We start from the raw sequence: 25,006 nt of genomic DNA on the forward strand, positions 1-25,006 counted from the left end.
GTTGGATTGCGACGTCAAATCGCGTTTACAACTACCTTGTCAAAGACTTCAGACTGACGATGTCGAGGATCAGGGCCACGCGCCCGTCTCCCAAAATGGTCGCCCCTGCGATTCCATTGACTTTGCGGAAATTCGCTTCGAGGTTTTTAATCACGGCCTGTTGCTGGCCGATCAGGTCGTCCACCAACAGTGCGAATTTCGTATCGTGATCTTCCACAATCACTAGCAAGCCTTGGCACGGATCTGACTGGGCTTCGGTGATGTTCAAGATCGAGTGGAGGTGCAAAATCGGAACGACTTCGCCACGGACCTGAACAACATCCATGTTGTTTGCCAGTCGCTTGACTTCGTTCTTGCGAGGCCGGAACGATTCGACAACTGACAACAGTGGGATCACATAGACTTCTGAACCCAGGCTGATCAACAAGCCATCCAAGATGGCCAGCGTCAACGGCAACCGGACCGTCACTGTCGTGCCGATGCCGGGTTGCGAGTTCAGTGTCACACTTCCTTTTAGTTCTTCGATATTCCGGCGGACCACGTCCATTCCGACGCCACGTCCCGACACGTCGGTGACTTGTTCGGCGGTCGAAAGGCCGGCGTGGAACACAAGTTCGCAGATCTCCTGCTGCGAAAGCTTGTCATCCTTATGAACGATGCCGCGATCGATCGCTTTCTGGCGAATCCGATCGAGGTCCATTCCTTTACCGTCGTCTTTCAACTCGATAAAGATATTGCCACCTTGATGGTAGGCGCGGACCGAGATATGGCCTTCGGCGGGCTTTCCGGCGGCAACACGCTTTTCAGGTGTTTCGATACCGTGGTCGACCGAGTTTCGGATCATGTGAATCAGCGGGTCACCAATTTGGTCAACCACCGTCTTGTCCAACTCGGTCTCTTCACCAGAGACTTCGAAGTTGATTTTCTTTCCGAGACGGTTGCTGAGGTCACGAACGATTCGTGCCATCTTCTGGAACGTTGCCGCAACCGGAACCATCCGCAGCGACAAGCTCTGTTCCTGTAGATCACGGACGATCTTGCTGAGCTGAACGATGGCAGCCGAATCGGTTCCACCGCTGATTTCGGCCCACTCCTGTTCGACCATACTGATACCGATGACCAGTTCGCCGATTTGGTTGATCATGCTGTCGAGTCGTTCGCCGTTGACTCGAACCGATTCTCGTTGAAGTGTTCCGGATGCCTTTGCCGCTGGGGCTTTTCCGTCGGCCTTTGCAATAGCAGTCGTTTCCTCTTGCTCATCAGCAACGGGTTCTTCAGCAGCAGGCGGTTCAGGCTTATTGAATTCGACGGTGGTTTCATCATCGACGAACATGAACACGTCCTGCAGTTCGCTTTCATCGCGATCTGATTGAAGTGTCAACGTCCAAGCCAAGTAGGATGATTCTGGGTCCATCTCGGCAATGGATGGCAGCTGCGACCAATCGAGCTTCATTTCCGAAACGGTGCCACATTCTTCCAGATCGCGCAGCAGCAGCAGCGGATCAAGTCCGAGGTGAAAAAAGTGGCTCGATGGGCGAAACAGAACGTCGTAAACACCCGAGCTGGGTTCAGCGGCAGCCTCGGCCGGTTGATCATCGTCGCCGGAGGCGTGTGAGCTTTTGCCACCGTTGATTTCTTCAAGGCGGGCGACGACTTCGGCGGTATTCGTCGGTTCGGCAGTTCCATCGCGGGCTGCGGATAGCAATCCGCTTAGCACATCGACGGAAGCGAGCAACACTTCGGTTGTTTCGCTGGTGACTTGGATTTCTCCATCGCGCATTCGGTCCAGCAAGCTTTCGAGCACGTGGGTGAACTCGCCAACTCCGTGAACGCCGAAAGTGGAACTCGCTCCTTTGATGGAGTGTGCGGCGCGAAAAATTGTATTGAGCAGTTCCGTGTCGTCGGGTGTACTTTCGAGCTGCAGCAGGGCAGCTTCCATGTTTTCGATGTGCTCGGAAGCTTCATCGAAAAACGACTCCAGGAACTGACGCATGTCGACCTTCATGGGTTTTCTCCGTCAGTTCGAGTTACCGTACGACCTTATTGATCACTTGCATTAGCTGTTCAGGATTGAATGGTTTGACGATCCAACCGGTTGCCCCTGCAGCCCGACCTTCTTGCTTTTTGGAATCTTGCGATTCCGTTGTCAGCATCAGGATCGGTGTGAATTTGAATTTGGCATCGGCCCGCAGTCTGCGGATCAACGTCATGCCATCCATCACGGGCATGTTCAGGTCGGTGACGACAACCTTCACGTCTTTGCCCGCGACGTTCTTCAACGCTTCTTCGCCGTTGCCAGCCTCGATTACTTCGAAACCGGAGTCCCTCAGCGTGAAGGAGACCATTTGTCGCATTGACGTGGAGTCGTCAACCACTAGCGCAGTGTTAGCCATTTCTTCTAGAGCTCCGGTTTAAAACAACTCAATGTTGGAATCGTTGGAAGGTTCTTCGACTGCCACATCTCCATTGAAGATGCGACGTTCGTCATCGATACAGTAGCCAGCGGCGATCTTTTCTAACCATTCGTCAGATCGTTTCTTGGCGACACCCCGTGGCGCCTCCCCAACGATCGAGCCAAATATTTCTCGAATTTCGCCAATAGTTGCGGTCACGTGATGCATCCGTTGGCTAACAGCATCTTGGAATTGCAACGTGATCACAGATCTTGAAATGGCTCGCGCCAATTCGTCACTTGATGTCTTGGTCGAATCGAGGTTGTTCTCCAGATCGTTCTGGTACATCGCCAGGCTGGTTAACATCTCTTCCACACGCTGTTCACAAGACGCGGTTGCCTGTTGTTCAACGTTGACCAAGTTTTCGGTTTGTTCGTAAGTCGTTCGCAATGAATCGGCCAAGCGATCCACGACTTCACGGATTCGCTTACTCGCCTCGGAGACGTTTTGTGCTAGGTCGCCCGTTTCGGACGCTACCACTGCAAACCCATCACCAAAGTCACCTGCCCGTGCGGCTTCGATTTGGCCGTTCAGCGAAACCATTCGTGATCGGTTTGCGATGTCTTCGATCTTGACCATGCAGGTCTCGACGTCTTGGACATCTTTTTCAATGGATGCCAACATGTTCGCGGTTTCGCGAGTTGACTGACTCGTCTTTCGAACGTGACACAACAACTCTGAAACAACGTCGCGAACCTGTTCAACACCAGCGGTCGATTCATCGCGGCGTGAATCGGTCGCCTTTTGCACTACTTCTCTAGCACGTTGTGCCATGTCACCAAACGAAGTGCTCAAATTGTCGGTGGCGGAGTTCCCCTTCTCGATCGCGTCTAAGATTTGCTTTTCCAACACTTCCAAGACGGGAAGGCACGCCGACACCTCGGTCTTCAAACCGCCGCTGCCGGGACTGCGTTTACCAAACAGTCCCCAACCGGTTTGAAGGTTTTGTATGAATCGTTTCCCAAATCCATTCATTGGGAGCCTCCCAAGACGCACTGTTGAGTCATCACAAGTTGCAAGCGTTTCCATTTCATCAGCTATGCGTCAGGTTCTGCGGCCACTACTTCAGCTTCTTGATCAGAAGCCGCATCATCTGAATCCGAAATGCCGAGGATCTCGTCAGCGCCGGATCGTTGGAGCGAGTTGGCAAGCTGTTCCGAAACACCAATCCACTGGACCGACTTCTCGGACTCTTCGCATGCGGCCTTCGCCGCAATCAGCAGTTGCAGAATTGATGCATCGACATCACGCGCATCAGTAAAGTCGAACTGCAGGACGTCACCGGATTGCAGGCCTTCGCGGATGGATGCATGTAGTTGCTCCGCCTGTGCCACACCGATTGATCCCGATAATGGGATGTTGATTGTTTCCATGCCCCCGGTCCGGTTTATCGTTGAAAACAGATAGTCAAGCTGGACTGCGTCACGACGCCTCAATTGGTTTGTCGAACGCTACCGTCAAACTTTGCAGTATCAGTGAAGTGAAATTGATCGACAGAGCGAACGCATACACACTTGATGCTCAAAACCCCTTCGAACGGTCTTGGCGATTTGGATGGGATCACCGCCAAAATCAAACCGCCTGATGGGATCTGTGCCCCTGCTCTGTGGGCCAACGATTAAACCTAGAACGTCGCAACTTGCGCGTGAGCGAAACGGGGGTAAACCGTCGCGGTTAGGTTGAATTGTCCGAAGTTGCTTGCTCTCCCACTAAGGTTGACCTGAAGGTAGGGAAAGCCCCCTGACGCGAAGTACGCCAGGCTTGTCGCAGTTGCGAAAGAAATGATTTTCCGAACACCATTTCAACGACCAGCGATCAACGTTTGCAGACTAAGAGTTGCAGACCAACGCGCGGTCAAGAAGCTATCAAGGACACGCTATCGAAGAGTTCGAATGAGTCGCTGCGCACTGGCGCTGCTTTGTCGGGCCAATAAGCGAGCCAGTAAGCGACGGCCGAGAAACTAGATCGGGTTCTATGTCAGCGAACCGTCAACCGATTTTCCGCTTGGCAGCTCGTCCTGCGGCAACGCATCTTCGCTAAGAAGATCGACTTCCAATTCCGGTGTAAGCATCGGCGACGCGTCGATGTCGCATGCATCCATCATTTCGACTATGCGATTGAGAGCACTGTTGAGCTCCATTCGCTCACGTTCATCGAGGGACTCCAGACGCGCCAAAAATTGTTCGTGCAAAGGTTGTGGTAAGTTGTTCAACCGGTTCCAGCCTTGTTCGGTCAACGCGACGAACACTTTGCGGCGGTCGACGCTCGATCGTTCCCGTTCGACGTAGCCGCCCTTCTCTAAGCGGTCCAAGATTCTCGAAACGGTCGGTGCTGACAACTGCACGGTTTCGGCAACCATCGCAACCGTCATCTCTTGTCCCGGTTCCGCTTCGGCGATGGCACGCATGCACAACATTTGCGGGACGCTGACGCCTGCCTGTCGACCCACGTTGCGAGAATGTTCCGAGGTCCGGCGGATGATTCGCCGGATCGCGCGGAGTATCTGAAAACCGATCGGTTCACATTTTGCTACGGAACCAGAAATTACTGTCGCTTCGTCTTTCACTATCGATCAATTCGTTTGCACGTTTTTCAGGTGCGTCAAAGTTCCAACACTGACGAACATTCTGCCATAGGATCGCGGCTGAACACTGACTTCGATTTGCTGGAATGACTGGTATTCAATTCGAATGTAGGAGTCGTTCACAAGAGTGCTGCCTCGAAAAGCCAAGCACTGATTGGTGGATTGTGTTGATCGATCCGGATCTGGTCGGCGTCGATCGAGCTTTACAGCGGGGTACCAAACCGGTCGAGCATTTTGCAATTCGAATCAACTGTCCAACGCGAAGTCTAGTGACCGCAGCAATACTGTTCGAGTAGTGCTGCTTACTCGCGATGATCAGACAATGACGATCCTACAAGCTTCGAACGGGTTGGGCTTCGGTCAGACTAGGGTGACTTTCTGCGGGTTCGATTGGTGGGCTTAAACGGGTGGTTGTTTGACACCGGATCAGCGCGGTTTTCACGACTAGTTCGCCGCTACGTCAAATCTAACACGATATCGGGCCGTGTGCCGCATGCCTTTGGACCACCTCAACAATTGTCCATCACAGCACACAGCACACAGCCCCGTCACAGCACACGGCGGAGCAACTGCTCCAAGCAGGTCATCATCTGCATCGAGAAGTCGCAGATGGGGGGAAATCCTGGATCGGAGCCCGAAAGTTGCCGATGAAATCATTGCAGTTGCAATTATTTGTGTTGCACGTAATAATAGTAGGCCACCCTTTTCGGTTGTCGTCTCCGTTTAATGCGGGGGGCAGGCGACAGGGTGATGGCTCAGTTTTGTTCGCAAAATTGCATCTGGCAGGGCTTCGCACTCAGTTTGCTCTGCTGCGGTTGCTCCCCTACAGCAGTTCATGACTACGGCCCGACCGCTACAGGGTTGAGCAGTTCAGCGATGGCGAACCGAGTCGGAAAACCAAACGAGGCTTCCTGGAACCCAGGAAAGTCGCACGGGATGTGAAGCGTTCGCACCCGGATTTTTGATACGCGAATTGAGGTAAACTCATGACGGAATTCACCGAGATGAAGACTTATGATGTTAAACAAATCGGTGACGAAGGCAGTCTATTGGCAACGGTCCCAATTGATGCGATCAGTGGGGAAGCTGCTGCCAAGCAATTAAAATCAGTCCCTCGTGGCACTGAGAAAATTGTCGTCTGCCTCGACGGTTCGCCCATGAACGAGATGGGCATTGACTATTGGCAGAAACGTGTAAGACGACGCTGAAAGTAAGCATCCGAGGCGTCGCTCTACATAGCCCTCTGATCTTCACACCGCTCGTCACGTCTTTGCAAAGGCACTCATCATCATGACCAGCGTCTCAAGGTGAATTGAACTCCGTCATTCACAGTTCAGCAGTTAGCCAGCAGTTAAATCGTTCAGCAGTGAATTGGCGGCCATGTGTAATCGGCACGTCTTCCGACCAGTCGCGGTCCGTCTTTTTTAGACATCAGCTACGCGATTGGTGTGGTGTTCAGTCATATGGGATGAAAGGTATCCCCAATTCGCACGCTGCAGTTTCCATGCTGGTGTCAGTCCGCTGAATCAACCAGCTCGTTTCCGCTTATCTTTATCGTGCTGCCGAAGTTTCACTCCCGTTTCTATGTGTCGTTAAGTCCTATTGATTCCAATGGATCAACTGGATTGTTCCACGACGTAAGTATCTGTCCATCAAGGTCCACCAATTGAACGATCTGAACGCTAAAGCTGATCATCCAGACCGCTTTTATTGCGTTCTCGATCGTGAGGTCTCTCGTCCGCTGCGGTGTTCGAATGAAGGGATAGAAGATCGAATCATTCGTGAGTGCGCAGAGATTTAATCCAGTGAACCGACTGAAAAGATGGTCGCTGAAACAGCGACGTTGTTCTATGGACATGTTGTTCACTGGCTGCAGTGATACATCGACGCTGCCCGGTCATCCGGTAACGCTGCTTCGGCTAGCAATGCTTGTTCTGTTGTCGATGTTGACCTTTGCAGCCCAGTCGCTTGCGGGTGACAGCACGACGAACAGCAATTCGAAACCCGGTGCTCAAGCACAATCTAACCCGTTGAAGTTCACATCTTCACCCGAGCTGACAACACGTGAAGGCTACGTGACATTGACATGGAGTGCAGTCCCTGACGCGACACGCTACGAGGTGTTTGATGACGATGGGTTGGTGATGTATTCGGGAGTCTTCCCTCAGGCGTTTATCTCAGGATTACCAGACGGTGTTTATCGCTATCACGTCCGAGCGTTCTCAGCCGATGGGACTGAATTGGCACGATCCGTTGACGCGACTGACGTCACTGTTTCTCACTGGCCTTACTATATGGTCTGGCTACTTTTTGCCGTTGGCTTCATCGTCACCGTCGCGGTTGTGACCGTGATCGTTGTCGGTGAACGCTGGTCAGAAAACGACGAACCAAGCAACAGGATGAAGGTGACCACGTGATGATCGCTCAGGAATCGACCGTCACGATCTTGAGTGCCGAAGCGGGATACATACTTCTTGCCGTCTTCAGTGTCTTTTGGGTCGGACTAGGTTTGTGGTGGGGACGCAAAGCAAAATCGTATGATGGCTTTGCGGTTGCCGGTCGAAATGTTGGACTGGCATTGGCGACAGCAACAGCTGTCGCGACCTGGATCACTTCGAATACGACCATGATCGCCCCGCAGTTTGCTTTGCAGCTTGGCGTCTGGGGGGCATTGGCTTATTGCACGGCAAGTTTCGGATTGTTCGCGTTTGCCCCGATGAGCGCACGGATCCGAAAGGTCATGCCGCATGGTTATACCGCGGTTGAATTTATTTCACGGCGGTATGGTCGGCTGGGCTCGATCCCATTCCTGATCATCTCGTTGTTTTATGCGCTTACTTGGCTGGTTTCGATGACCATGGCGGGAGGCAAGTTGCTGAATATCCTTTCGGGGATTCCCTATGAGATCGGGATGACGGTCGTCTTGGCTGTCTGTGTTCTGTACACGTTATTTGGCGGGATGTACGCCGTCATCGGAACAGACTTTATTCAAAGCTTGATCATTTTGGTGGGACTGGTCATCGTCGCGATCGCTGTTCTCATGCAGGTCGACATCGCGGAGGTTCATCAGTCCTTAGAAGTCAAACGCCCGATGATGTTGGACATGCTGTTTCCTGCCGCGTTGATGGCGCTGTTCAACAACATGTTGTTTGCCTTTGGCGAGATCTTCCATAGCAATGTGTGGTGGAGCCGTGCGTTTGCAATGCGGGAAGGAGTCGGAGCCAAAGCATATGCCCTCGGCGGATTGATTTGGTTGCCCGTTCCGATCGTAGCTGGCTTTCTCGGGCTGGCCGCGCCGGCGCTCGGTATCGGAATCAGTCAGCCCGACACGGTAGGGCCACTCGTGGCTGCGACACTGCTGGGGACATCGGGTGCAGTGATGGTTTTTGTCGTCGTTTTCTGCTCTCTGGCGTCCAGCATCGATAGTCTTCTTGCCGCGACCGGAGACTTAATTGTCAACGATATCGCAGAGCCGATTAGCTCGTCGCCCGTCAATGATCGAATCAAACGACGATGGTCGTCGTATGCGGTCATCGGGTTAGGAGTTTTGGCTTGGGGATTGGCATTGCCCAACTACGGCACCTTGGCGACTGTGTTGTTCTTTGCCGGGCCGATGGTGGGTAGCTGTTTATGGCCGATTCTCGGGGGCCTCTATTTTCGAAGCGCCAGTCCAGTTGCCGCATGTGCAGCGATGGTCACCGGCAGTGTGGCTGGGTTGATCGCATATTTCACGATCGAGTGGTTTGTCGCATCGCTGATCGGTGCGGCGACTTCTGGCTTGGTGTTTGTGATCGCGAGTTTTATTTGGAAAGACAATTTTGATTTCGCCTCCTTGTCTAGACCGTCGCTGTCTGGACCGGCGAATCAAGTTGACGAGGCGTCATCCACGATTCAAGGCAATGAAGGGGTGATTGGATGATGTTTCCAGTTTGGTTTTTGAAGTTGATCGTAATAGGCGGAATTGGTTTGTGCATTGTCGGTGCACTAGGACTGTTGACATTTTTGATATTTGACATGAAAGGCAAACGGATTTGGTGAGACCTATTCGATGAACGCTTCTTCGTACCCCAATGAACCATTGACAGAATACGCGAGTAATTCGAAAGGCTTGGTCGTCCGTCCAAGCGACCTGCTGGATTTTTGCGAAAACAAGATTGACCGCGAAGCGTTGCTTGCGTTGGCCGGCCAATCGATTGTCAATCCAAGACAATTTGATCGCCGAACCGTTGTGGCGATTTCGCAGCTTGCGGCATTGCTTGAATCCCGCAACGTGGAAATCGATAAGCCACTGGATGGAAAGATTGCGATCACCGCATTTTTTGAAGCCAGTACACGAACACGCCTTTCGTTCGAAAGTGCGGTGTTGCGACTGGACGGTAAAGTCTTGTCTGTCCCAGACGGGCAGGTAACTGGCATCGCAAAAGGTGAATCGCTTGCCGATATCGGTGAGATGTTTAACACGTATGGCGACGTTGTCATCATGCGTCACCCCGATACCGATAGCGTCGACGAGATTCGCAAGAATCTGCAACGCCCGTTGATCAACGCCGGTAACGGTAGTGGACATCACCCCACGCAGGCATTGATCGATTGGTATGCGTTGCTGAAATGGCGTCCGGAACTAATCAAACCGGATTGCCCTGAAGATCGGCGAATCCACCTCGGTATTATCGGAACGCCAGGTTCGATGCGGGCGGTCAAAAGCTTCCTGCGTATCTCGCTAATGTTCAGCGGTGCGGTAAGGAAAATCACGCTGATTTCAGAGATGGCGGATCCGGTCGGCTTGGACTTGACCGAACCGATTGAACAATCGCCGATTGAGCTGGAAATCACCAATGACGTTCGTGAGGTGCTGCCTGAGCTTGACGTGGTGTATGTCAATTCGATTGCCTTCTTGGGAAGCAGCTATCGAAACTTGGGCAGTCGCTACAAAATCGATTGCGACAGTCCGCTGAAACCCAATGCGGTGGTGATGCATCCGTTGGCGCGAAACAAAGAGCTTTCGACCGACTTGGATGACACCGAACACAATCTTTACTTTGCACAAGCCGCCGGCGCAGTCTTTGTCCGCCAGGCGCTTCTTACAGCTGTACTTGATCGACTGGATCGCGTAAGCGGCATCTAGTCCATCTAATTGGAATACATTGATCTATGTGTGGAATTACAGGATTTTGGAATCCGTCGCGACAGAACGAACGCGAAATGCGGTTCGTTCTCGATGGTATGCTAGACGTTTTGGATCACCGTGGTCCGGACGAACGCGGAAGCCGTCTGTTTGTCGATCAGGGCCTCGCTCTCGGTCACACGCGATTGTCGATCGTGGGACTTGACCATGGTCACCAGCCGATCGAATCGGATGATGGTGACTACGCGTTGACCGTCAACGGAGAGTTATACGGCTACAAAAGGATTCGCACCGAACTGGCGTGTGAACAATTGACGTGTCACGGTAAAAGCGACAGTGCGATCGCGCTGCCGCTTTATTTGAAGCATGGCTTGTCCTTTGTTGAGCGTCTGCGAGGCGAATTCGCAGTCGTGCTCTACGATCATCGAAAGCAGCAGTTGATCTTGGTGCGCGATCGATTCGGAATTAAGCCTCTGTACTACGCCGTGAACGAAAACGGTGTTGCATGGGGATCTGAAGTCAAATCGATCTTAAAGCACCCCAGTATCGATCCTAAACTTTGTCCCAAAGCCGCGCTTCATCAGATGATGCAAGTGATGGTCCCGGGATCGACAGCGTTTGAAGGCGTCAATGCCTTATTGCCGGGACACATGCTGATCGTCCAGCGAGAGGGCGACAGATTGACGACGCGGCAGAAACGTTGGTGGGACCTGGAGTTTCCGACCAGCCATGATCCGAATCCCAATCCCGACGAGTATGTTGCCGGAGTCAAGGAGCGATTGATCGATGCGGTCGCGACGCGGCTAGAAGCTGACGTTCCGGTCGGCTGCTACCTATCCGGTGGTATCGATAGCTGTTCGATCTTGGGACTCGCCACAACGCTACAGCAATCACCGGTCAAAGCATTTACGATCGCATTCGATAGCGACGCGTACGACGAATCGAATATCGCCAAGTTGATGGCCGAGCGGACCGGTGCTGAGCAAGAGCTTTTGCGGTTGACCGAAAAAGAGCTTTATGGGCCGGCATTTGAACGGGCCACCTGGCACGCCGAACGGACATTTTACAATACGCTCGCGGTCGCAAAATGGCACATGAGTCGACGGGTTCGCGCCTGTAACTACAAAGCGGTTATCACCGGTGAAGGTTCCGACGAATTATTCGGTGGATACCCGTTCTTTAAACGCGATTGGCTGGGACGTGAAGACGACGGCGGGATTTTTGCCGGAGCTATTCTTGCGGAGGAAGACTTGCAGCATCCGGCGTGGATGGATTTGTGTGGGTTTACCCCGTCTTGGATTCAGCCCTGGATGTTGACGCTTGAACGCGTTCGGCCGCTGCTGTCAGCGCCTCTGCAGGACTTGTTAAACGAATACGACCCTGTCGGTGAAGTTGCCAACGCGATCGATGCGGAACAAGTCCGCGGAAGACATCGACTGGATATTTCGCAGTACACTTGGAGCAAGACGATGCTGGAAGGCCAAATCTTGACTTGGGGTGGCGATCGCATGGACATGGCCAACAGTATGGAAGCACGGCCGGCGTTCCTGGACCATCACGTTGCCGAGTATGCGGTTCAGATTCCGCCGGAAATACGAATTCGCGATGGCGTCGAGAAATGGGTACTGCGTGAAGCGATGGTCAACGTGTTGCCACGGGAATTGTACGAACGCAAAAAGTTTGCCTTCATGGCTCCGCCTGCTCACACCGATCCTGTGAAGCGACAAGCCATTCAGGAAATGATCAGCCACTGGATGACTCCCGAACGTGTTTCAACGCTGGGCGTTTTCGACGGTGACAAACTAAACGCGTTTATCGACGAAGCTTGGCAGGAAACCGATGGCACGGTCGCGCGCCGAAACGATATTGTGATGAATCACGCGCTTCAACTGCATTTGCTCCATGGCCAGTACGTTGAAGGACTTCCCTTGCCTGTGGTTGATTGATGAGTAGCAATGTATCAATGGACGTCTGCGTCAAACTCGAACGCATCAAATCGGACATCCTCGATTTGGCCGAATTGGGGCGTGATCCTAAGGACAAAGGGATCTACCGAATGGCGTTCACCGATGCGGACATGGATGGCAAACGCTGGCTGAAACAACGCATCATCGACGCGGGGCTGGAGCCTCGTCAGGACGGCGCACTGAATGTGTCTGCTGTCCTCGAATCGGGGACGAATCGTCCGAGGGTCCTTGTCGGTTCGCACATCGACACGGTGCCCTGTGCCGGAGCGCTCGATGGCACACTGGGCGTGGTCGTCGGTCTGGAGTGTCTACGCTGTCTTCGTGAAAACGATATCAAACCGAACTGCGATGTTGAACTGATCGCGTTTAGCGATGAAGAAGGTCGATTCGGTGGGATGTTCGGTTCGCAATCGGTCGCGGGACAAATGAATCCCCGTGCCGTCGCGACGATGAAAGATCTTAATGGGGTTCTGCTCTCCGATGAACTTAAGCGTCACGGGCACGACGCGTTCGAGGCACTCGATGCGGCACGCGATCCGGAGTCGATCGCGGGATATTTGGAACTGCATATCGAGCAGGGCCCGGTGCTTGACCGAGTCCACAAGCCGGTGGGCATTGTCGATGAAATCACCGGACTATTTACTTGGTCCGTTCGGCTGCGTGGTGAAGCCAATCACGCTGGAACGACGCCCATGGAAATGCGAAACGATGCATTTATGGGGTTAGCCGAATTTGCGAATGAGCTTCCACGTATCCTAGAAGAAAACGGCAGCGATCGCAGTCGAGCTACCATCGGCAAAGCGCAGATCATGCCCGGTGCGGCAAACACCGTCCCCGGATTGGTCGAGTTTTCTTTGGACGTTCGAGACACCAGTGAACAGATCCTGGATGAGCTGTCTGCGGCACTGCGTAAAGCACTTTCGGCAATCGCCCGTCGACGGAACCTGATGTTTGACTTTGAACAGATGAGCTATCTGTCGCCCGTCAAATGCAGCGAGCAAATCGTCGGCCAGCTAACCGAACAGGCTGAACGCTTGGGGCTGTCGTATTTGAAAATGCCCAGCGGTGCGGCTCATGACGCACAGATCATGGGGCGGATCGTTCCGGTGGGGATGGTGTTTGTCCCCAGCAAACGCGGGCAAAGTCACTCCCCGGCTGAATGGACCGCGTGGAAAGATATCGAGGCCGGAGCCAATTTAATGTTGCAGACGATCATGTCGATGACTTGCTAAAATCGCAATCTTGCGAGATGGTATCGGCAAAGATCCGATTTCTAATATCACGACAATTTAGATGAATTTAGGCCAACAACACCCGGAAGATCTCGATCCGCTGAAGGATGTTTATCACGAAGCGTTCGTTGAAAATCCGGCTCAGCAAGTCTTCCTGAAAACTGGCAGCGTCGCGCTGTTGTGTATCGACCTGCAATATCTCGATGCGGCGCGAGGGCACGGCGTTTTCCGTGATGCGACGACCCATGGTGTCTCGCCGGAAGCCCAGGAATACTATTTCAATCGTCTCGATTCGTTGGTGTTGCCCGGCGTTCGCAAGATCCAAGATGCGTTTCGCGAGCATCAGTTGGAAGTGATTCACACCCGCATCCAGTCGTTGACTCGAAATGGACGCGATCGCAGCAAAGGACACCGTCGTCTCGGTTTGCTGGCCGCCCCAGGAACTCGTGATGCCGATTTCATCGAGTCCGTCGGCCCGAAAGACGAGTACGATGAAATCGTGATCAACAAGACAGCGAGCGGAGTTTTTTCGTCGACCAACCTGCACTATGTGTTGAAGAATCTCGGCATCGAAGCGTTGTACGTGGTCGGCGTATACACAAACGAATGTGTCGAAACGACGGTGCGTGATGCCTGCGACCTAGGCTACCTGGTCACCGTTGTCGAAGATTGTTGCGCGACGGTGACTCGCGAACTTCACCAGGCGTCATTGGCCACGCTGCGTGATCGATACGCACGAATCGTGACACTTGACGAGGCACTGACGAATTTGGCTAAGCATCACCAGGTCGAACAGGTTTAAGCAAACTGCTCAGTGGCATTCCGCGAAGCCGCAACGGATGCTGTTCGGAATCCCGATTTGAGGTCGCCTCTATCGTTGAAACGAAAACGTCTTCAACAAAGGTGGCCAGATGCGTGCAAAGGTATCGATCACGGAACCGTTGACTCCAGCGGTTCATCGCTCTGATCATTCCGGCGGTATGGCGATCAGCCGATTTGATGCGGTGACATCGTTTCTGTTAACGCTCGCACTCATGCTCTTGGTCGGCGTGCTGACACTTTTTGTTTTGTGGCTTGGGACAAAGATACCCAGTCCGCTTCATCAGCCAAATGAAATTGACCGAATCACAACGGCGAGTTCTTCCTTTGGAGCCGAATTGGAATTTGAGCTGCCCACGGAATCCGAAGTCAGTGATCTAGCTCGCCCAGACCTTTCCGAAGCGTTGGTCGCGGTTTCAAATATCACGGCCAAGGTCTCCTCGGCGACGGCGATTGAAGACTCGGCTGGGCAACGCGACGAACGTGGCAATGGCCCCTCAGAGGATGCTCGCGAAACCGGCCCCAACGTAGAAGACCACTCCGTCATTCCAAAATGGGAACGTTGGGAGTTGCGGTTTGATAGCTCTAGCCGCGAAGACTATGCGAGACAGCTAGATTTCTTTTCGATCGAACTGGCCGCTTTCGGAGGCGGCGAAAACAAGATCGAATCGGCGGTGAACGTTTCAACGGAGCCGCGAAGGATCATCAATGAAGATCCACAGACGGAGCAACGTCTGTACTTTTCCTGGCGGCGTAAGACGGTGTTCAGCACCTATGACCGTCAACTGTTAACCAAAGCTGGAATCGTTGTTACCGAACGAAGTATCGTTCGATTGATCCCAGCCGAACTGGAAATGCTTTTGACGAACCTGGAACTGCAATGTTGTGAAAGGAACTCAAAGCCCTTCCCCGCCTCGATCGCCAAAACGATTTTTAAATGCGAGCGAGACGGCAACGGGTATGAATTCAAAATTCTCCAGCAGCGGTATCGTTAGAACGATTGAATGTATATTTCTAGTTACTTTGCGATGATCGCAGTGATGGGATAGTGATCCGAGGGGAAATGATCTTCAAACGAAGTGTGAACGATTTCAGCGTCTTTGACGACCGCATTCTTCGAAGTCGCGATCCAGTCGATCCTTGCACCGTCCGTTTTTCCCTGCCAGGAATTGAAGGTGCCTTCACCGGATTGTTTCGTGGGATGAACGTCACGATAGGTGTCTTTTAATGTTTGGCCGTCAACCAATGCTTGGTAGGGTTCGCTTCCGGCATCGCAATTGAAATCGCCAGTCACAATGACCAATGGATCGTTTGCGATTTTCGATAAGCGATCGATTCGTTCGGACAGAAGCCGACCCGCTTCAAGTCGTGACTGCCGGCCGCGATGATCAAAGTGGGTGTTTACAAACAGAATTGGCTGCTCGGACGTTTCTTTGTCTTGCAGCAGCACCCAAGTTGCCATCCGAGGCAAAGACGAGTCCCAACTCTTTGATTCTGGCGTTTCGGGTGATTCGCTGAGCCAGAAATGCCCGCCGGCAAGTTGAACGAAACGGTCTGCTTTGAAAAAGATCCCGCAGTGTTCGTTCGGAGTATTCATCCGAGAACGGCCAAAGTATTCGTAGCCGGAAACTTCACCGAGGATGAATTCTTTCTGAAATGCGAGCGTCTCTTGGGTGCCCATCAAGTCAGGAGCAAATTCTGAAACCACCGTGGTAACGAATGATTTACGTTTGTTCCAATGATTGTCACCGTCGTTGGCGGCGCCATACCGAAGGTTGAAACTCATCACACGCAGCGGTTCGGAAGCTTTTGCTGACAGAGTGAACGTTGCCATGCAGACGAGTGCGGCGGTCCAAAAGAGTGATTTCATATCGAAAGGTGGGGTGGGAAGTTATGGAGGGACGCACGAATTATAGCGAATTCGGCTGCGTCACAACCGAACGATGATTGAATCAATCGATCAGCTGAAAAGCAGAATTAGACTGCATCCGATCAAGAAACTAACAGCGGTCATGGACCAAATAAACGCAATCTTCAACTTCGGTGCAGGCACCGCCTTCGGTCGTGGCGGTAGACTGCTCATCAAGAAGATTGGCAATATCCAAAGTAGCGGTGGGAACACAATCAACCCACAGACCGACGCCAGCATTGCGCGGCGTATCGCGTGTTCGTAGTGCTCAATCGCTGCCTCTGAATTGTCATCCGTTACGTTGTTGGAGGATGACGCAGATTTTTGAACGCGAACTGTCCGATGATCGGGCAACTCGGACGCCTGATATGGATTTCGTGAAAGAGGTTCCTTTTCACGAGGAGCTTGCTTAATCGAAAACGGTTGGTCGGGCAATTCTGACGCGACCGGCTCAGGGTTCTCGGTGGCAGGAACGATTTCTTGCTGCGCATCCTGAATCGGTTGGTTTGAACGTTTGGCTTGACAGTTCCAGCAATACTCGAACGTCGGTTCGTTCGGTTCATCGCAGCGATCGCAGCGCCATGCTGTTCGCGTTTTCGCTTCTTGATCGTGTTGTTCCAACAATTGTTGTGCCCTTGGTAAGTCAGCTTCGGACACCAGCACACGAATCAGGCTGTCTGTGGGAGCACCTCCCATGCTAAGTGCGACTCCGGGATCAGTACCGATTAGCTGTGATCGAATGTCTGCACCGGCAAGCATGCTTTGGACTGCCACGGCGGACCATTGGTCACCAAACCGCCGTAAAACGCAAAAGGAATCTTGTGCTTTCATCTTCCACCAATGGCACACAAAAAAGCGACCGGGTTAAGCCGTCGAAGTTCAAATGGATGCGGAGTGCGATCTGGCGCCCGGTGTCGCATCCATTACGGCACGCAGGACTGTGAATCGACTGACTCGGCCCGCCCTATCATATCCAGAATCGACGCGAGGGACCTGGTCAAAACAATTGCCACACTCGAATCGATTTTGATGAACGGGTAGCGGACACTCTTTCTTGATCGACTGTATCAGCGGGCGGATCCCAGTGGCTTCGGTTCGATAACCAGAATTGAAGGATTCGTTTTAGCCCAATCTTGCTGAAGCGATGGCCCCAATTGATTTGAATTTAAGCCGGAGCCCTATTTGAAAATCTCGGTACACAATGGACAGAATCATTCCAATATCCGTCGTCGTTCTCGCTAAAAACGAAGCGGATATCCTTGATGACTGCCTGTCGACGTTGCACTGGGCGGATGAGATCGTCGTGATCGACGATCAATCAGTCGATCGTACCGCTGAGGTCGCTGCGGATTATGACGCCCGTGTCATTGCCCATCCATTCGAATCATTCGCCAAGCAACGTAACTGGGCCCTACGTCATGCGGGGCTAAGGAATGATTGGGTTCTGATGTTGGATGCGGACGAAGCGTCGACATTGGAATTCGCCAACGCGATCGAGTGTGCAATCCAAGAGGCTGGTTCCGAAACGGTCGCATTCAGGACTTGCCGGCGGACCATGCTAGGCAATCGCTGGTTACGGTTTAGCGATGGCTATCCCGTATGGATCATGCGGTTGGTACGGAAAGGCCACGCAGAATTCGCCGATCAGGGGCATGGCGAGATACCGGTGCCAGCGGTGGGTGGCAAGATGGGGACGATTGATCGTCCCTTTATCCACCGTCCATTCAGTCGAGGAATGGGCCATTGGTGGTCACGGCATATCCGCTATGCCGAAAGAGAAGCTTGGCATGAAAGCCAGCTGGAAACAAACGCAAAGCTAGGACAGCTTTTATCGACGGACGCGAGTCGACGCCGATTGGCACTGCGATCACTATCGCGAAAGCTACCATTTCGTGCGACGTTTCGATTCGTCTATCAGTACTTGATCAAAGGCGGATTTCGCGACGGAATCGCGGGGCTACAGTACTGTCGAATGATGGCTTGCTACGAACAAATGATTGTGATCAACAAGTCTCATTTACGGCGTGCGGTTCAGCCAGTGTTGGCTGACTCTAGGGTATTCGTTCCACCGCCGCGAACGAGTCGAAAGCGTTCAGCTGAACGCAAGAATGTGGCAATGGCGGTTGCTCGGCGATGATTGCCACTTCAATGAGTTTGATTCACTTCGCCAGATTGACGAAGCGATCTTGATCCTTCGCTGGCTTCGGGCGTTCTTTAATGAACTGCGCCGGGTGTCCGCCAAAAATTTGCCATGAACCGACCGACCGGGTGACGACTGACCGGGCCGCCACGATCGATCCTTCACCGATTTCAATATCGGGGCCAACGAAAGCGTCGGCGCAGATCCATGCATCATCTCCGATTCTGATTTCCGATTTGACAAGTGGAAGCGACATGTCTCGATAGTCATGCGTTCCGCCGCAAAGATGGGCTCGTTGCGAAATCGTGACTCTTTCGCCGATATCAAGTCGGCCGAGGTTGTAGATCAAGCAATCAAAACCGATCGAGCTCCAGTCACCAATCGTTAGATTCCAAGGAATGAAAACTTTGGCACTTGGATGGATATGGACCTGTTTTCCTACAGATGCTCCGAACAGTCGAAGCAGAAACCGGCGCCATCCCCAAAACGGTCTTGGGGAAAATCGGAATAGCGGACTGACAAGGTACCAAAGCAGTCGTGCAAATAGCTCCGCCGGTGACCATTTGCGCGAGCCACGGTTGACTGCGATCGGATTGTCGATCCTTGGTTCAATGTGCAACATCGTTTTCAGCATGGAACTGCCTCGACCGAATCGCTAACGACGGGTTCGACTCGATGGTGTGCGCGAGAATCCCTTTTTGCTGGTCGCGTTCGATATTTCGCCAATGTTCCCGCCCCCAACGACATGCCGAACAGAATCAAGACGATCAATCCCGACGACGGATCACCACTGTACTGCTGGTGCGAAACGGTAAATGACGCGAGGTTCGCGATCACGATGGATATCAATGCGAGCTGAGATACCGCTCCGGTCCACTGGCGGGGAACTTCATTGATCGCCTGGCGAACGCCGCGCACCATGTATACGCCTGCGAGGGTGATAAAGAATACACCGAAGATGCCGAGCTCACGAAAGATGCGACTGACGCCGTCTTCTTGCCAGCTTCCGAGACCTTTTTGATTGACCAAGTGATAGGCACCTTGAGTCGCGGTTCCAATGCCGGCACCCACGACGCCGGATTGGGCAACGGTGCTTTGCACGGAACCGCCAACAAGCTGCTGGTAGCGAGCAGCACCTTGCGTAAACAGGGTGCCGGCAAAGTTCGTGTACTCGGTCGCGACGTAGTGTTCCGTCGCAACCAAAAAGACGCCGACAAGCAGGGCCGCACTCATCATCAGCGGCATCAGGGTTCGTTGAAAGCTTAAGATTCGTCGCCAATAACACAGCAACGAAAGTGATGCCAGATAGACAAGTGGCATTCCCAGCATCTTCCGGCGACCAGAGAGCAATAGGCACAAGCAACCAAAGATGGCTGTCGCGATCCAAAATGGTGAATGGCGTTTGGGCTTTTGCATCGCAAGCGTCAGCGAAAACATCACGACCTGAGCCGCGTGCAGACCCATGATATCCGGACTGCGATACCATCCGGCGATCAGCTGAACAATTTCCCCGTTGCTATAGCGAATCCAATTCATCCCACGCATCCCGCCAAGTGCCGGCCAACCGCTGTGGCAATACTCCGCAAGAACACTGAACAGCGCGATCCCATTGACCAGGCAATAGAACTTGAAGATGCGTCCCAGTTGATTGGGACGCAGTGAAATCAAATAGCCTAAAACGATTCCTGCAAACGGCGTTAGATATGAAACCACACCGAGCGCAAACATCTTGTAACCGGCAGGGTATAGCACCAGCGATAGGACGCTGCCTGGGATGATCGCGATCACGAGTAGACGAAACGCGTAGGTGACTTTCCCGTGCTCTCGGAGCGCTTGTTCGATTTCCGAACGAGAACGATTCCAGGCACACAACGTGATCATCGCCCATAGCCCCAAGACGCTGACCGTCAGTAGTACCGGTTCACCGACGGTTAACTTGCGGACAGGATCACGAAGGAAATCCAATGCGATCGCCCAATAAACCGCCTTTCGCCAGTCGGTCAAGGCGACCAAACATGCGATCCCGAGCAGTCCCAGATAGACGATGGTGATCATTGCCGAACTAGACTATCGATGGAGACACACAAGGTCGGGGCGAAGGGATCCGATATGTGTAGGGACGCCGAACGGTGGTCGGAACCAATCGAACTCGAATCGCCGAGCGATAGACCTTTTGAAGGGAATCCGCGAATCGTTCGAGTGTAAAACGCTGAGCGTATTCTCGTCCTCGGGCGATAAGTCTTTCTCGTTCACGCGAATTCAATAGCAGCTGCATCAGTGATTCAGACATTTCCGTTTCATTGCCACTGGCAATCACTTTTGCGGCGTTACGGTCAATTTCCGCTAGCGAACCGCAGTCGCTACAGATGACCGGGCAACCACAGGCCATCGCTTCGATAGGTGGCCAGCCGAAACCTTCATAGAGACTCGGGAAAAGAAAGGCGGCCGCATGCTGGTACAGTTGCCGGATTTCCATATCTGTCGGGTCGCACACAAAATGAATACGGCCTTCGATCCCAAAGCGCTGTACCAATTCGTTCAAGTCACGTGTCGGGGCAGGGCCGGCCATTACCAAGTGGTGGTCCAGTTGGGCCTGGATTTTTGCGAATATCCGAATCACACCCTCTCGGTTCTTGTAAAAACCATTGTTACCAATGTGAAAGACATAGTCTTGGTCAAACGGCGCGGCTGCTGACCGGGCAGCCGGTTGATAGAAGATGTCTTCTAGTGGTGGCGCGATGACTGAATCACAACTTGTTCGATGTTTCTGCAATGACCGATAGTCTCGCCCGGTTTGATGGCTGTCAAAGATCAGTTGATCCGCATTTGCCAGACCTCGAAAGGCAGCGTTGATAATGATCCGAGAGACCTTGTTTGGTTTCGGAACCGAAAACTTCTGCAGTGACTGCAGCTTTGGAATCATGTCGTGAACCGTCGCCACAACTCGGTGTTGTGGAAACGCCGATGTCAGATACCCGTGGCTTCCGTCAATGATATGGACGACATCCGCTTCGATCTGCGAAGCGATTCTCTTGGCGTCTGCGAACGCAAGGAGATGGTGCAGAGGTGTGCGCAATCGCTGCGGAAATTTATGTAGCGACGGACTAACACAGACACGTTCGACCCTGATATCGCTGTAGCGGTTTAACGCTAGATCGATCAGGTTGGCGTAGCGTGACATGCTGCCAAGATGATCCCTGGGCGTCGTTTCGATGAGGCATAGCCGGATCATAGACGTTCTAGATCGCTCGCTTCTTTGGGGATGCTCGATGAACCCAATGAGCCGCCTGGGCAATTCCGCATGCTGCTGCTGAAGGCGAGTAGGAAGCGATACGTTGGTTGGCGTATTGCCCCATGATCTTCAATTGATCACGGGCTTTTGCAGCTTTGACGAACAATTCAGTCAGGGCGTTCCAGTCACCAAACCGGAACGTAAAACCTGTACGATCAGTTTCGATCAAGTCTTGTCGGCATCCCACTTGATCGCTCACAATCGCGGGTAGTCCTGCTGCCATGGCTTCATTGACAACCAAGCCCCAGGTTTCCCCGTGATCCGAGGGCAGAACCAAGCAATCCGATGCGGAATAAGCACGGACAATTTCCGTTTGATTCAAAAAGCCTGTGAAGCTGCACGGAAGGCGATGGTCATTCGCAAAGTTCTGACATTCCTTACGCATTGCTCCATCGCCGACCATCAACAAATGGATTGGCCGATCCGAACGCATCGACTGGACAGCATTTTTGAATGCGTCCAACAATTCGAGAGGATGCTTCTTGGCTTCAAATTTTCCGCAGTAGAGAAAGCAAGTCGCGTCGGGGGTGATCCCGATTTGATCGCGAAAGGCAAACCTGTCTTCAGGTTGTCGAAAGACTTCGGATGTAAAACGCGAGTTTTCGACACAGTATGGTGAATCAAAAATTTCCTGTTTGGGTACACCGTAGCTTTCATAAAAGTGGCGATTCGCAATTCCAATCGCGAGGCAGGCATCGAACTTGCGAACAAGGCGGCGCTGCAAAAAACGTTTCCAGTATGGACGCGGCCGCAAGTGGTTGGCTTCACCACGTACCAGACATGGGATGTTCAGTTTGCGGCAGGAACGCAATGCTTGAAGGCAGGTTTTCACTACCCAGCCGTTGACCACAACGACGTCGACCTGATGGCCCCGTAGGGATGATAGGATCGTTGGAGTGTCACAACCGGAAAAGCGAGTCACGCTGGGGTGCATGGATTCGTTTTGAAGCACGTGAGACTCGTACCCACTTAGAAGCGGCAAATCCCATTCGAATTCAACGCCAAAGCCATCGCCTTGCGTTGCAGCATCCGGAATCATCGCATACATCGCGAGAAATTCGATATCGGACCGTTTAGCAAGTTCTCGGAATACCGGGACTTGATACTGAATCGGATGACTTGTGACGTACGCCAGTTTCATCGGTGTGATGTTTCGGATGTCGACAAACAGTCGGTATGACAATGCGCGATATTGGCAAACGCGATTGATGATGCGCAGCCCGTGTGCGTGATCAACCGGTCAATCGCTTTAACTTCGAAAGCCGGCGAGTTGCCGAGTAGGCTTGCAAAAATGCGTGGCATTCACCGACCAGCTTGACTGGGATCCACCACGGATTCCGCAAGTGATACTTGGTGCGAACTTCGCGAAAGATTCGATTGATGCAGTAGGCATAGCCAGCAATGAACGAATCCGCATGGCGGAGAGCGTAAAAGTGATCGCCAAATCCATGGCATGGGTCGGCGCTATTCAAATGGCTTCCTTCGCTGCGCGTGCCCCCGTCTTCGACTCGAAGGTGATTGACACCGGCATGGCCAAGAAAGCGAATGGTTCCGCCGGCGTTGTTCAGTCGACGTGCAAAATCTGTTTCAAATCGGAAAGCTGATCCGATGAATCGTTCATCGAAGCCACCAATCGAAAGAGCTCGGTTTCGATGGACGCAAAGGTTCCCCGCCATGACGTTTTCGATATTCGAGACGCATGTCGAATTGAATGGGAAGTCGTCGTCTTTTCGCAGCCCTTTAAGCTTCCTGGGCGGCTCACAATTCTGTGGTTTCTGCCAAGGCTGAATGACTTGGCCAACCGTCGCCCACAAGTCCGGAGATATCTCGTGCTCCGTTTGATGAGCACGAATGACCTCCGAATTCGGCCGAATGTCATCGTCCAAGAACAACACATAGGGTGACGTCGCTTCGCGTAGTCCTTGGTTCATCGCAGCGGTTATCGATGGTTGTTTCCGATGCAACCATCGAATCGAACCCTCACTGCTCCAGTGACGCAATCGGTTCGTCGTGTCGTGATCATGCTGGGCTGATTGATCGACAATCAAGATCTCATTTGCTTTGGTCTTCAAAGCCAACAACGACTCAATCGTTTCGATGAGTGTCCAGTTTCGGTTGTAGGTTGGGATAACGATGGAAATCATCGCAGTCACAGTGATGCTCGATAGAAGGCTACGGTGTGAAGACGATTGGCAATCGATTTTGACAACGCGGACAAGCGTCAAGATGAAATCAAGAGTCCGCTTTCTGTCTGACGAAAATGCGGCCGAAGGGGCACATCGGAACTAAGTCGTTTCTTTGCGGCATCGTGCTTCCTGGCAGCACAGTGTGCAAAAAAACGAACGAGTTGTTGTGCACAAGACTTCCAAGTGAGTGATCTGCAATAGAGAATCGCCGCTTCCCGATCACGATCGATGGGGGCATTATTGCCGGTCATCCATCGAATCTTTTCAGAAATTGCGGCCACATCACCGACGGGGCAAAGCCAGTTGGGTGCAATTTGACGGAGGTGGTCACGCATTGCTCCGGTGTCTGATGCGACCACGCCTAGTCCGCGAGCAAGCGCTTCGGAACAAGCTTTCCCCGCCCCTTCGAACAATGATGGGAACACGAACACGCCGTGCGAATCCAGCAGCGGCAAAAGCTCGTGTTGCGCAATCCAAGGTCGAAGTGAAACCCTTGGCTGAATTTCTGGTCGAAGCTGGCAATGAAGATTCCGATGGGCTGATTCGTTTGTCACCCACGTCAATGTCAGTTGTGGATCTTCTTGAAGTACCTTGTTTGCAACCCGGACCAAAATGTCGGGCCCTTTGATAAACGAATGCTGGCCAATGAACAGCAATCGCTTTTGACGCTGTTTGGTCATCGGAGGCGGTGAGGTTTGAAGAAACGAATCCGGTATGCCGTGATGAATCATCGTCATCGCTGTGCCGACATCGCTGAACTGGCGTTTCAAGAATTCAAGGTCATCGCTGCTTGGGAGAACGATTCCATCGAACGATTCGACGGCAGCGTTCCACTGTCGGTCCAGATAGCGACGTAGTATGCGGGTGATCGAAGGTAAGCGAGATTCAGGAACCCCAAGTCGCTTGTGCCAACCAGGCAGTACAGCGTTTACGCGAAGTTCAAGACCGTGGCTGCGATTGACGACAACACCCTTGAATCCCTGCTTTTTTAGTGTCTTCGCAGCCAAAAAACCTTGCGGTTGACTGATCAGGACGACGTCATAAGAGTATTTCTTCGTCGCATTCAAGATTGCGTTTCGATATCGACGCGGTTGTTCAAGCAATGCGTGTAGGTTGCCATGGCTAACTAGTCTTTTGCCGAGATCCTCTTGCCAAATTTCGTCCACATGGTGACCAAGTTCACGAAGCGCAAGATTCGTGTGATAGACCGTTCCGGCAGCCCCCGAATTTGGGTCGGGTGGCACATTGGCAACGGTAAAAATCCGAAGCGATCGGTGTGTGGTGGCGAATGATGCCATA

General features: G+C 52.7%; 22 protein-coding genes. 9 read left to right on the forward strand and 13 right to left on the reverse strand.

What is annotated here, in order from left to right:
- Positions 1-31: 31 nt before the first annotated feature.
- The 5 genes from LOC67_RS11685 to LOC67_RS11705 all read right to left on the reverse strand — a co-directional run bounded on the left by LOC67_RS11685 (position 32) and on the right by LOC67_RS11705 (position 5,019).
- On the reverse strand, positions 32-2,005 hold the full coding sequence (locus LOC67_RS11685) for a chemotaxis protein CheA (protein WP_230262785.1): 1,974 nt from the start codon (positions 2,003-2,005) through the stop codon (positions 32-34).
- 22 nt (positions 2,006-2,027) lie between these two features.
- On the reverse strand, positions 2,028-2,393 hold the full coding sequence (locus LOC67_RS11690; protein ID WP_261366888.1) for a response regulator: 366 nt from the start codon (positions 2,391-2,393) through the stop codon (positions 2,028-2,030).
- Between the two features lie 18 nt (positions 2,394-2,411).
- Positions 2,412-3,428 carry a methyl-accepting chemotaxis protein gene (locus LOC67_RS11695; RefSeq protein WP_230262787.1) on the reverse strand — a complete coding sequence of 339 codons (1,017 nt, stop codon included), beginning with the start codon at positions 3,426-3,428 and terminating at the stop codon, positions 2,412-2,414.
- Between the two features lie 62 nt (positions 3,429-3,490).
- On the reverse strand, positions 3,491-3,826 hold the full coding sequence (locus LOC67_RS11700; protein ID WP_230262788.1) for a lipid asymmetry maintenance protein MlaB: 336 nt from the start codon (positions 3,824-3,826) through the stop codon (positions 3,491-3,493).
- Positions 3,827-4,425: 599 nt separating this feature from the next.
- Entirely contained in the window at positions 4,426-5,019 is a 594-nt protein-coding gene (locus LOC67_RS11705; RefSeq protein WP_315861053.1) for a MarR family transcriptional regulator, read from the reverse strand.
- Positions 5,020-6,023: 1,004 nt separating this feature from the next.
- Between LOC67_RS11705 and LOC67_RS11710 the strand changes: the two genes are divergently transcribed.
- The 8 genes from LOC67_RS11710 to LOC67_RS11745 all read left to right on the forward strand — a co-directional run bounded on the left by LOC67_RS11710 (position 6,024) and on the right by LOC67_RS11745 (position 15,175).
- The gene (locus tag LOC67_RS11710) at positions 6,024-6,245 is read left to right on the forward strand and encodes a hypothetical protein (protein ID WP_230262790.1); all 222 of its coding nucleotides are present in this window, start codon (positions 6,024-6,026) and stop codon (positions 6,243-6,245) included.
- Positions 6,246-6,887: 642 nt separating this feature from the next.
- Positions 6,888-7,454 carry a hypothetical protein gene (locus LOC67_RS11715; RefSeq protein WP_230262791.1) on the forward strand — a complete coding sequence of 189 codons (567 nt, stop codon included), beginning with the start codon at positions 6,888-6,890 and terminating at the stop codon, positions 7,452-7,454.
- On the forward strand, positions 7,454-8,956 hold the full coding sequence (locus LOC67_RS11720) for a sodium:solute symporter family transporter (protein ID WP_230263740.1): 1,503 nt from the start codon (positions 7,454-7,456) through the stop codon (positions 8,954-8,956). Before LOC67_RS11715 ends, LOC67_RS11720 begins: the two co-directional genes overlap by 1 nt.
- A gap of 129 nt (positions 8,957-9,085) precedes the next feature.
- Positions 9,086-10,162, forward strand: coding sequence for an aspartate carbamoyltransferase (locus LOC67_RS11725; RefSeq protein ID WP_230262792.1), 1,077 nt, complete (start codon positions 9,086-9,088; stop codon positions 10,160-10,162).
- 26 nt (positions 10,163-10,188) lie between these two features.
- Positions 10,189-12,108 carry an asparagine synthase (glutamine-hydrolyzing) gene (gene asnB / locus LOC67_RS11730; RefSeq protein ID WP_261366889.1) on the forward strand — a complete coding sequence of 640 codons (1,920 nt, stop codon included), beginning with the start codon at positions 10,189-10,191 and terminating at the stop codon, positions 12,106-12,108.
- Positions 12,108-13,361, forward strand: coding sequence for a Zn-dependent hydrolase (locus tag LOC67_RS11735; RefSeq protein ID WP_230262794.1), 1,254 nt, complete (start codon positions 12,108-12,110; stop codon positions 13,359-13,361). The genes asnB and LOC67_RS11735 overlap by 1 nt, the downstream gene beginning before the upstream one ends.
- 61 nt (positions 13,362-13,422) lie before the next feature.
- Positions 13,423-14,163 (forward strand): cysteine hydrolase family protein, encoded by a 741-nt coding sequence (locus LOC67_RS11740; protein WP_230262795.1) that lies wholly within the window; start codon positions 13,423-13,425, stop codon positions 14,161-14,163.
- A gap of 109 nt (positions 14,164-14,272) precedes the next feature.
- A complete protein-coding gene (locus tag LOC67_RS11745; RefSeq protein WP_230262796.1) occupies positions 14,273-15,175 on the forward strand; it encodes a hypothetical protein in 903 nt (300 codons plus the stop codon).
- Between the two features lie 23 nt (positions 15,176-15,198).
- On the opposite strand, the gene LOC67_RS11750 is transcribed toward LOC67_RS11745, so the two are convergent.
- Complete coding sequence (locus LOC67_RS11750; protein WP_230262797.1) at positions 15,199-16,050, reverse strand: endonuclease/exonuclease/phosphatase family protein; 852 nt, start codon at positions 16,048-16,050, stop codon at positions 15,199-15,201.
- Between the two features lie 90 nt (positions 16,051-16,140).
- Positions 16,141-16,863 (reverse strand): hypothetical protein, encoded by a 723-nt coding sequence (locus LOC67_RS11755; protein ID WP_230262798.1) that lies wholly within the window; start codon positions 16,861-16,863, stop codon positions 16,141-16,143.
- A gap of 427 nt (positions 16,864-17,290) precedes the next feature.
- Between LOC67_RS11755 and LOC67_RS11760 the strand changes: the two genes are divergently transcribed.
- Entirely contained in the window at positions 17,291-18,226 is a 936-nt protein-coding gene (locus LOC67_RS11760) for a glycosyltransferase family 2 protein (RefSeq protein WP_230262799.1), read from the forward strand.
- Positions 18,227-18,248: 22 nt separating this feature from the next.
- Here LOC67_RS11760 and LOC67_RS11765 read toward each other — a convergent pair whose 3' ends face one another.
- From LOC67_RS11765 to LOC67_RS11790, 6 genes are read right to left on the reverse strand one after another with little or no spacing between them, the layout of a single operon-like run.
- Positions 18,249-18,863: a hypothetical protein gene (locus LOC67_RS11765; RefSeq protein ID WP_230262800.1), complete on the reverse strand. Its 615-nt coding sequence runs from the start codon at positions 18,861-18,863 to the stop codon at positions 18,249-18,251.
- On the reverse strand, positions 18,857-20,284 hold the full coding sequence (locus LOC67_RS11770; protein ID WP_230262801.1) for a hypothetical protein: 1,428 nt from the start codon (positions 20,282-20,284) through the stop codon (positions 18,857-18,859). The genes LOC67_RS11765 and LOC67_RS11770 overlap by 7 nt, the downstream gene beginning before the upstream one ends.
- Positions 20,285-20,291: 7 nt before the next feature.
- The gene (locus tag LOC67_RS11775) at positions 20,292-21,410 is read right to left on the reverse strand and encodes a glycosyltransferase family 4 protein (protein ID WP_230262802.1); all 1,119 of its coding nucleotides are present in this window, start codon (positions 21,408-21,410) and stop codon (positions 20,292-20,294) included.
- A 58-nt stretch (positions 21,411-21,468) separates the two neighbouring features.
- Positions 21,469-22,704 (reverse strand): glycosyltransferase, encoded by a 1,236-nt coding sequence (locus LOC67_RS11780; protein ID WP_230262803.1) that lies wholly within the window; start codon positions 22,702-22,704, stop codon positions 21,469-21,471.
- A gap of 49 nt (positions 22,705-22,753) precedes the next feature.
- Positions 22,754-23,746 carry a glycosyltransferase family 2 protein gene (locus tag LOC67_RS11785; RefSeq protein ID WP_230262804.1) on the reverse strand — a complete coding sequence of 331 codons (993 nt, stop codon included), beginning with the start codon at positions 23,744-23,746 and terminating at the stop codon, positions 22,754-22,756.
- On the reverse strand, positions 23,743-25,005 hold the full coding sequence (locus tag LOC67_RS11790) for a glycosyltransferase family 4 protein (RefSeq protein WP_230262805.1): 1,263 nt from the start codon (positions 25,003-25,005) through the stop codon (positions 23,743-23,745). Before LOC67_RS11790 ends, LOC67_RS11785 begins: the two co-directional genes overlap by 4 nt.
- Between the last annotated feature and the right edge of the window lies 1 nt (position 25,006).

The sequence above is a fragment of the Stieleria sp. JC731 genome, from assembly GCF_020966635.1.
Lineage (GTDB): Bacteria > Planctomycetota > Planctomycetia > Pirellulales > Pirellulaceae > Stieleria.

Excerpts from the sequence above, each read along its gene's own strand:
- LOC67_RS11765 (WP_230262800.1), bottom strand. The coding sequence starts at position 18,863 with ATGCTGAAAACGATGTTGCACATTGAACCAAGGATCGACAATCCGATC.
- LOC67_RS11710 (WP_230262790.1), top strand. The coding sequence starts at position 6,024 with ATGACGGAATTCACCGAGATGAAGACTTATGATGTTAAACAAATCGGT.
- LOC67_RS11740 (WP_230262795.1), top strand. The coding sequence starts at position 13,423 with ATGAATTTAGGCCAACAACACCCGGAAGATCTCGATCCGCTGAAGGAT.
- LOC67_RS11720 (WP_230263740.1), top strand. The coding sequence starts at position 7,454 with ATGATCGCTCAGGAATCGACCGTCACGATCTTGAGTGCCGAAGCGGGA.
- LOC67_RS11695 (WP_230262787.1), bottom strand. The coding sequence starts at position 3,428 with ATGAATGGATTTGGGAAACGATTCATACAAAACCTTCAAACCGGTTGG.
- LOC67_RS11700 (WP_230262788.1), bottom strand. The coding sequence starts at position 3,826 with ATGGAAACAATCAACATCCCATTATCGGGATCAATCGGTGTGGCACAG.
- asnB (WP_261366889.1), top strand. The coding sequence starts at position 10,189 with ATGTGTGGAATTACAGGATTTTGGAATCCGTCGCGACAGAACGAACGC.
- LOC67_RS11790 (WP_230262805.1), bottom strand. The coding sequence starts at position 25,005 with ATGGCATCATTCGCCACCACACACCGATCGCTTCGGATTTTTACCGTT.
- LOC67_RS11750 (WP_230262797.1), bottom strand. The coding sequence starts at position 16,050 with ATGAAATCACTCTTTTGGACCGCCGCACTCGTCTGCATGGCAACGTTC.
- LOC67_RS11760 (WP_230262799.1), top strand. The coding sequence starts at position 17,291 with ATGGACAGAATCATTCCAATATCCGTCGTCGTTCTCGCTAAAAACGAA.
- LOC67_RS11690 (WP_261366888.1), bottom strand. The coding sequence starts at position 2,393 with ATGGCTAACACTGCGCTAGTGGTTGACGACTCCACGTCAATGCGACAA.
- LOC67_RS11775 (WP_230262802.1), bottom strand. The coding sequence starts at position 21,410 with ATGTCACGCTACGCCAACCTGATCGATCTAGCGTTAAACCGCTACAGC.
- LOC67_RS11745 (WP_230262796.1), top strand. The coding sequence starts at position 14,273 with ATGCGTGCAAAGGTATCGATCACGGAACCGTTGACTCCAGCGGTTCAT.
- LOC67_RS11685 (WP_230262785.1), bottom strand. The coding sequence starts at position 2,005 with ATGAAGGTCGACATGCGTCAGTTCCTGGAGTCGTTTTTCGATGAAGCT.
- LOC67_RS11770 (WP_230262801.1), bottom strand. The coding sequence starts at position 20,284 with ATGATCACCATCGTCTATCTGGGACTGCTCGGGATCGCATGTTTGGTC.
- LOC67_RS11735 (WP_230262794.1), top strand. The coding sequence starts at position 12,108 with ATGAGTAGCAATGTATCAATGGACGTCTGCGTCAAACTCGAACGCATC.
- LOC67_RS11725 (WP_230262792.1), top strand. The coding sequence starts at position 9,086 with ATGAACGCTTCTTCGTACCCCAATGAACCATTGACAGAATACGCGAGT.
- LOC67_RS11715 (WP_230262791.1), top strand. The coding sequence starts at position 6,888 with ATGGACATGTTGTTCACTGGCTGCAGTGATACATCGACGCTGCCCGGT.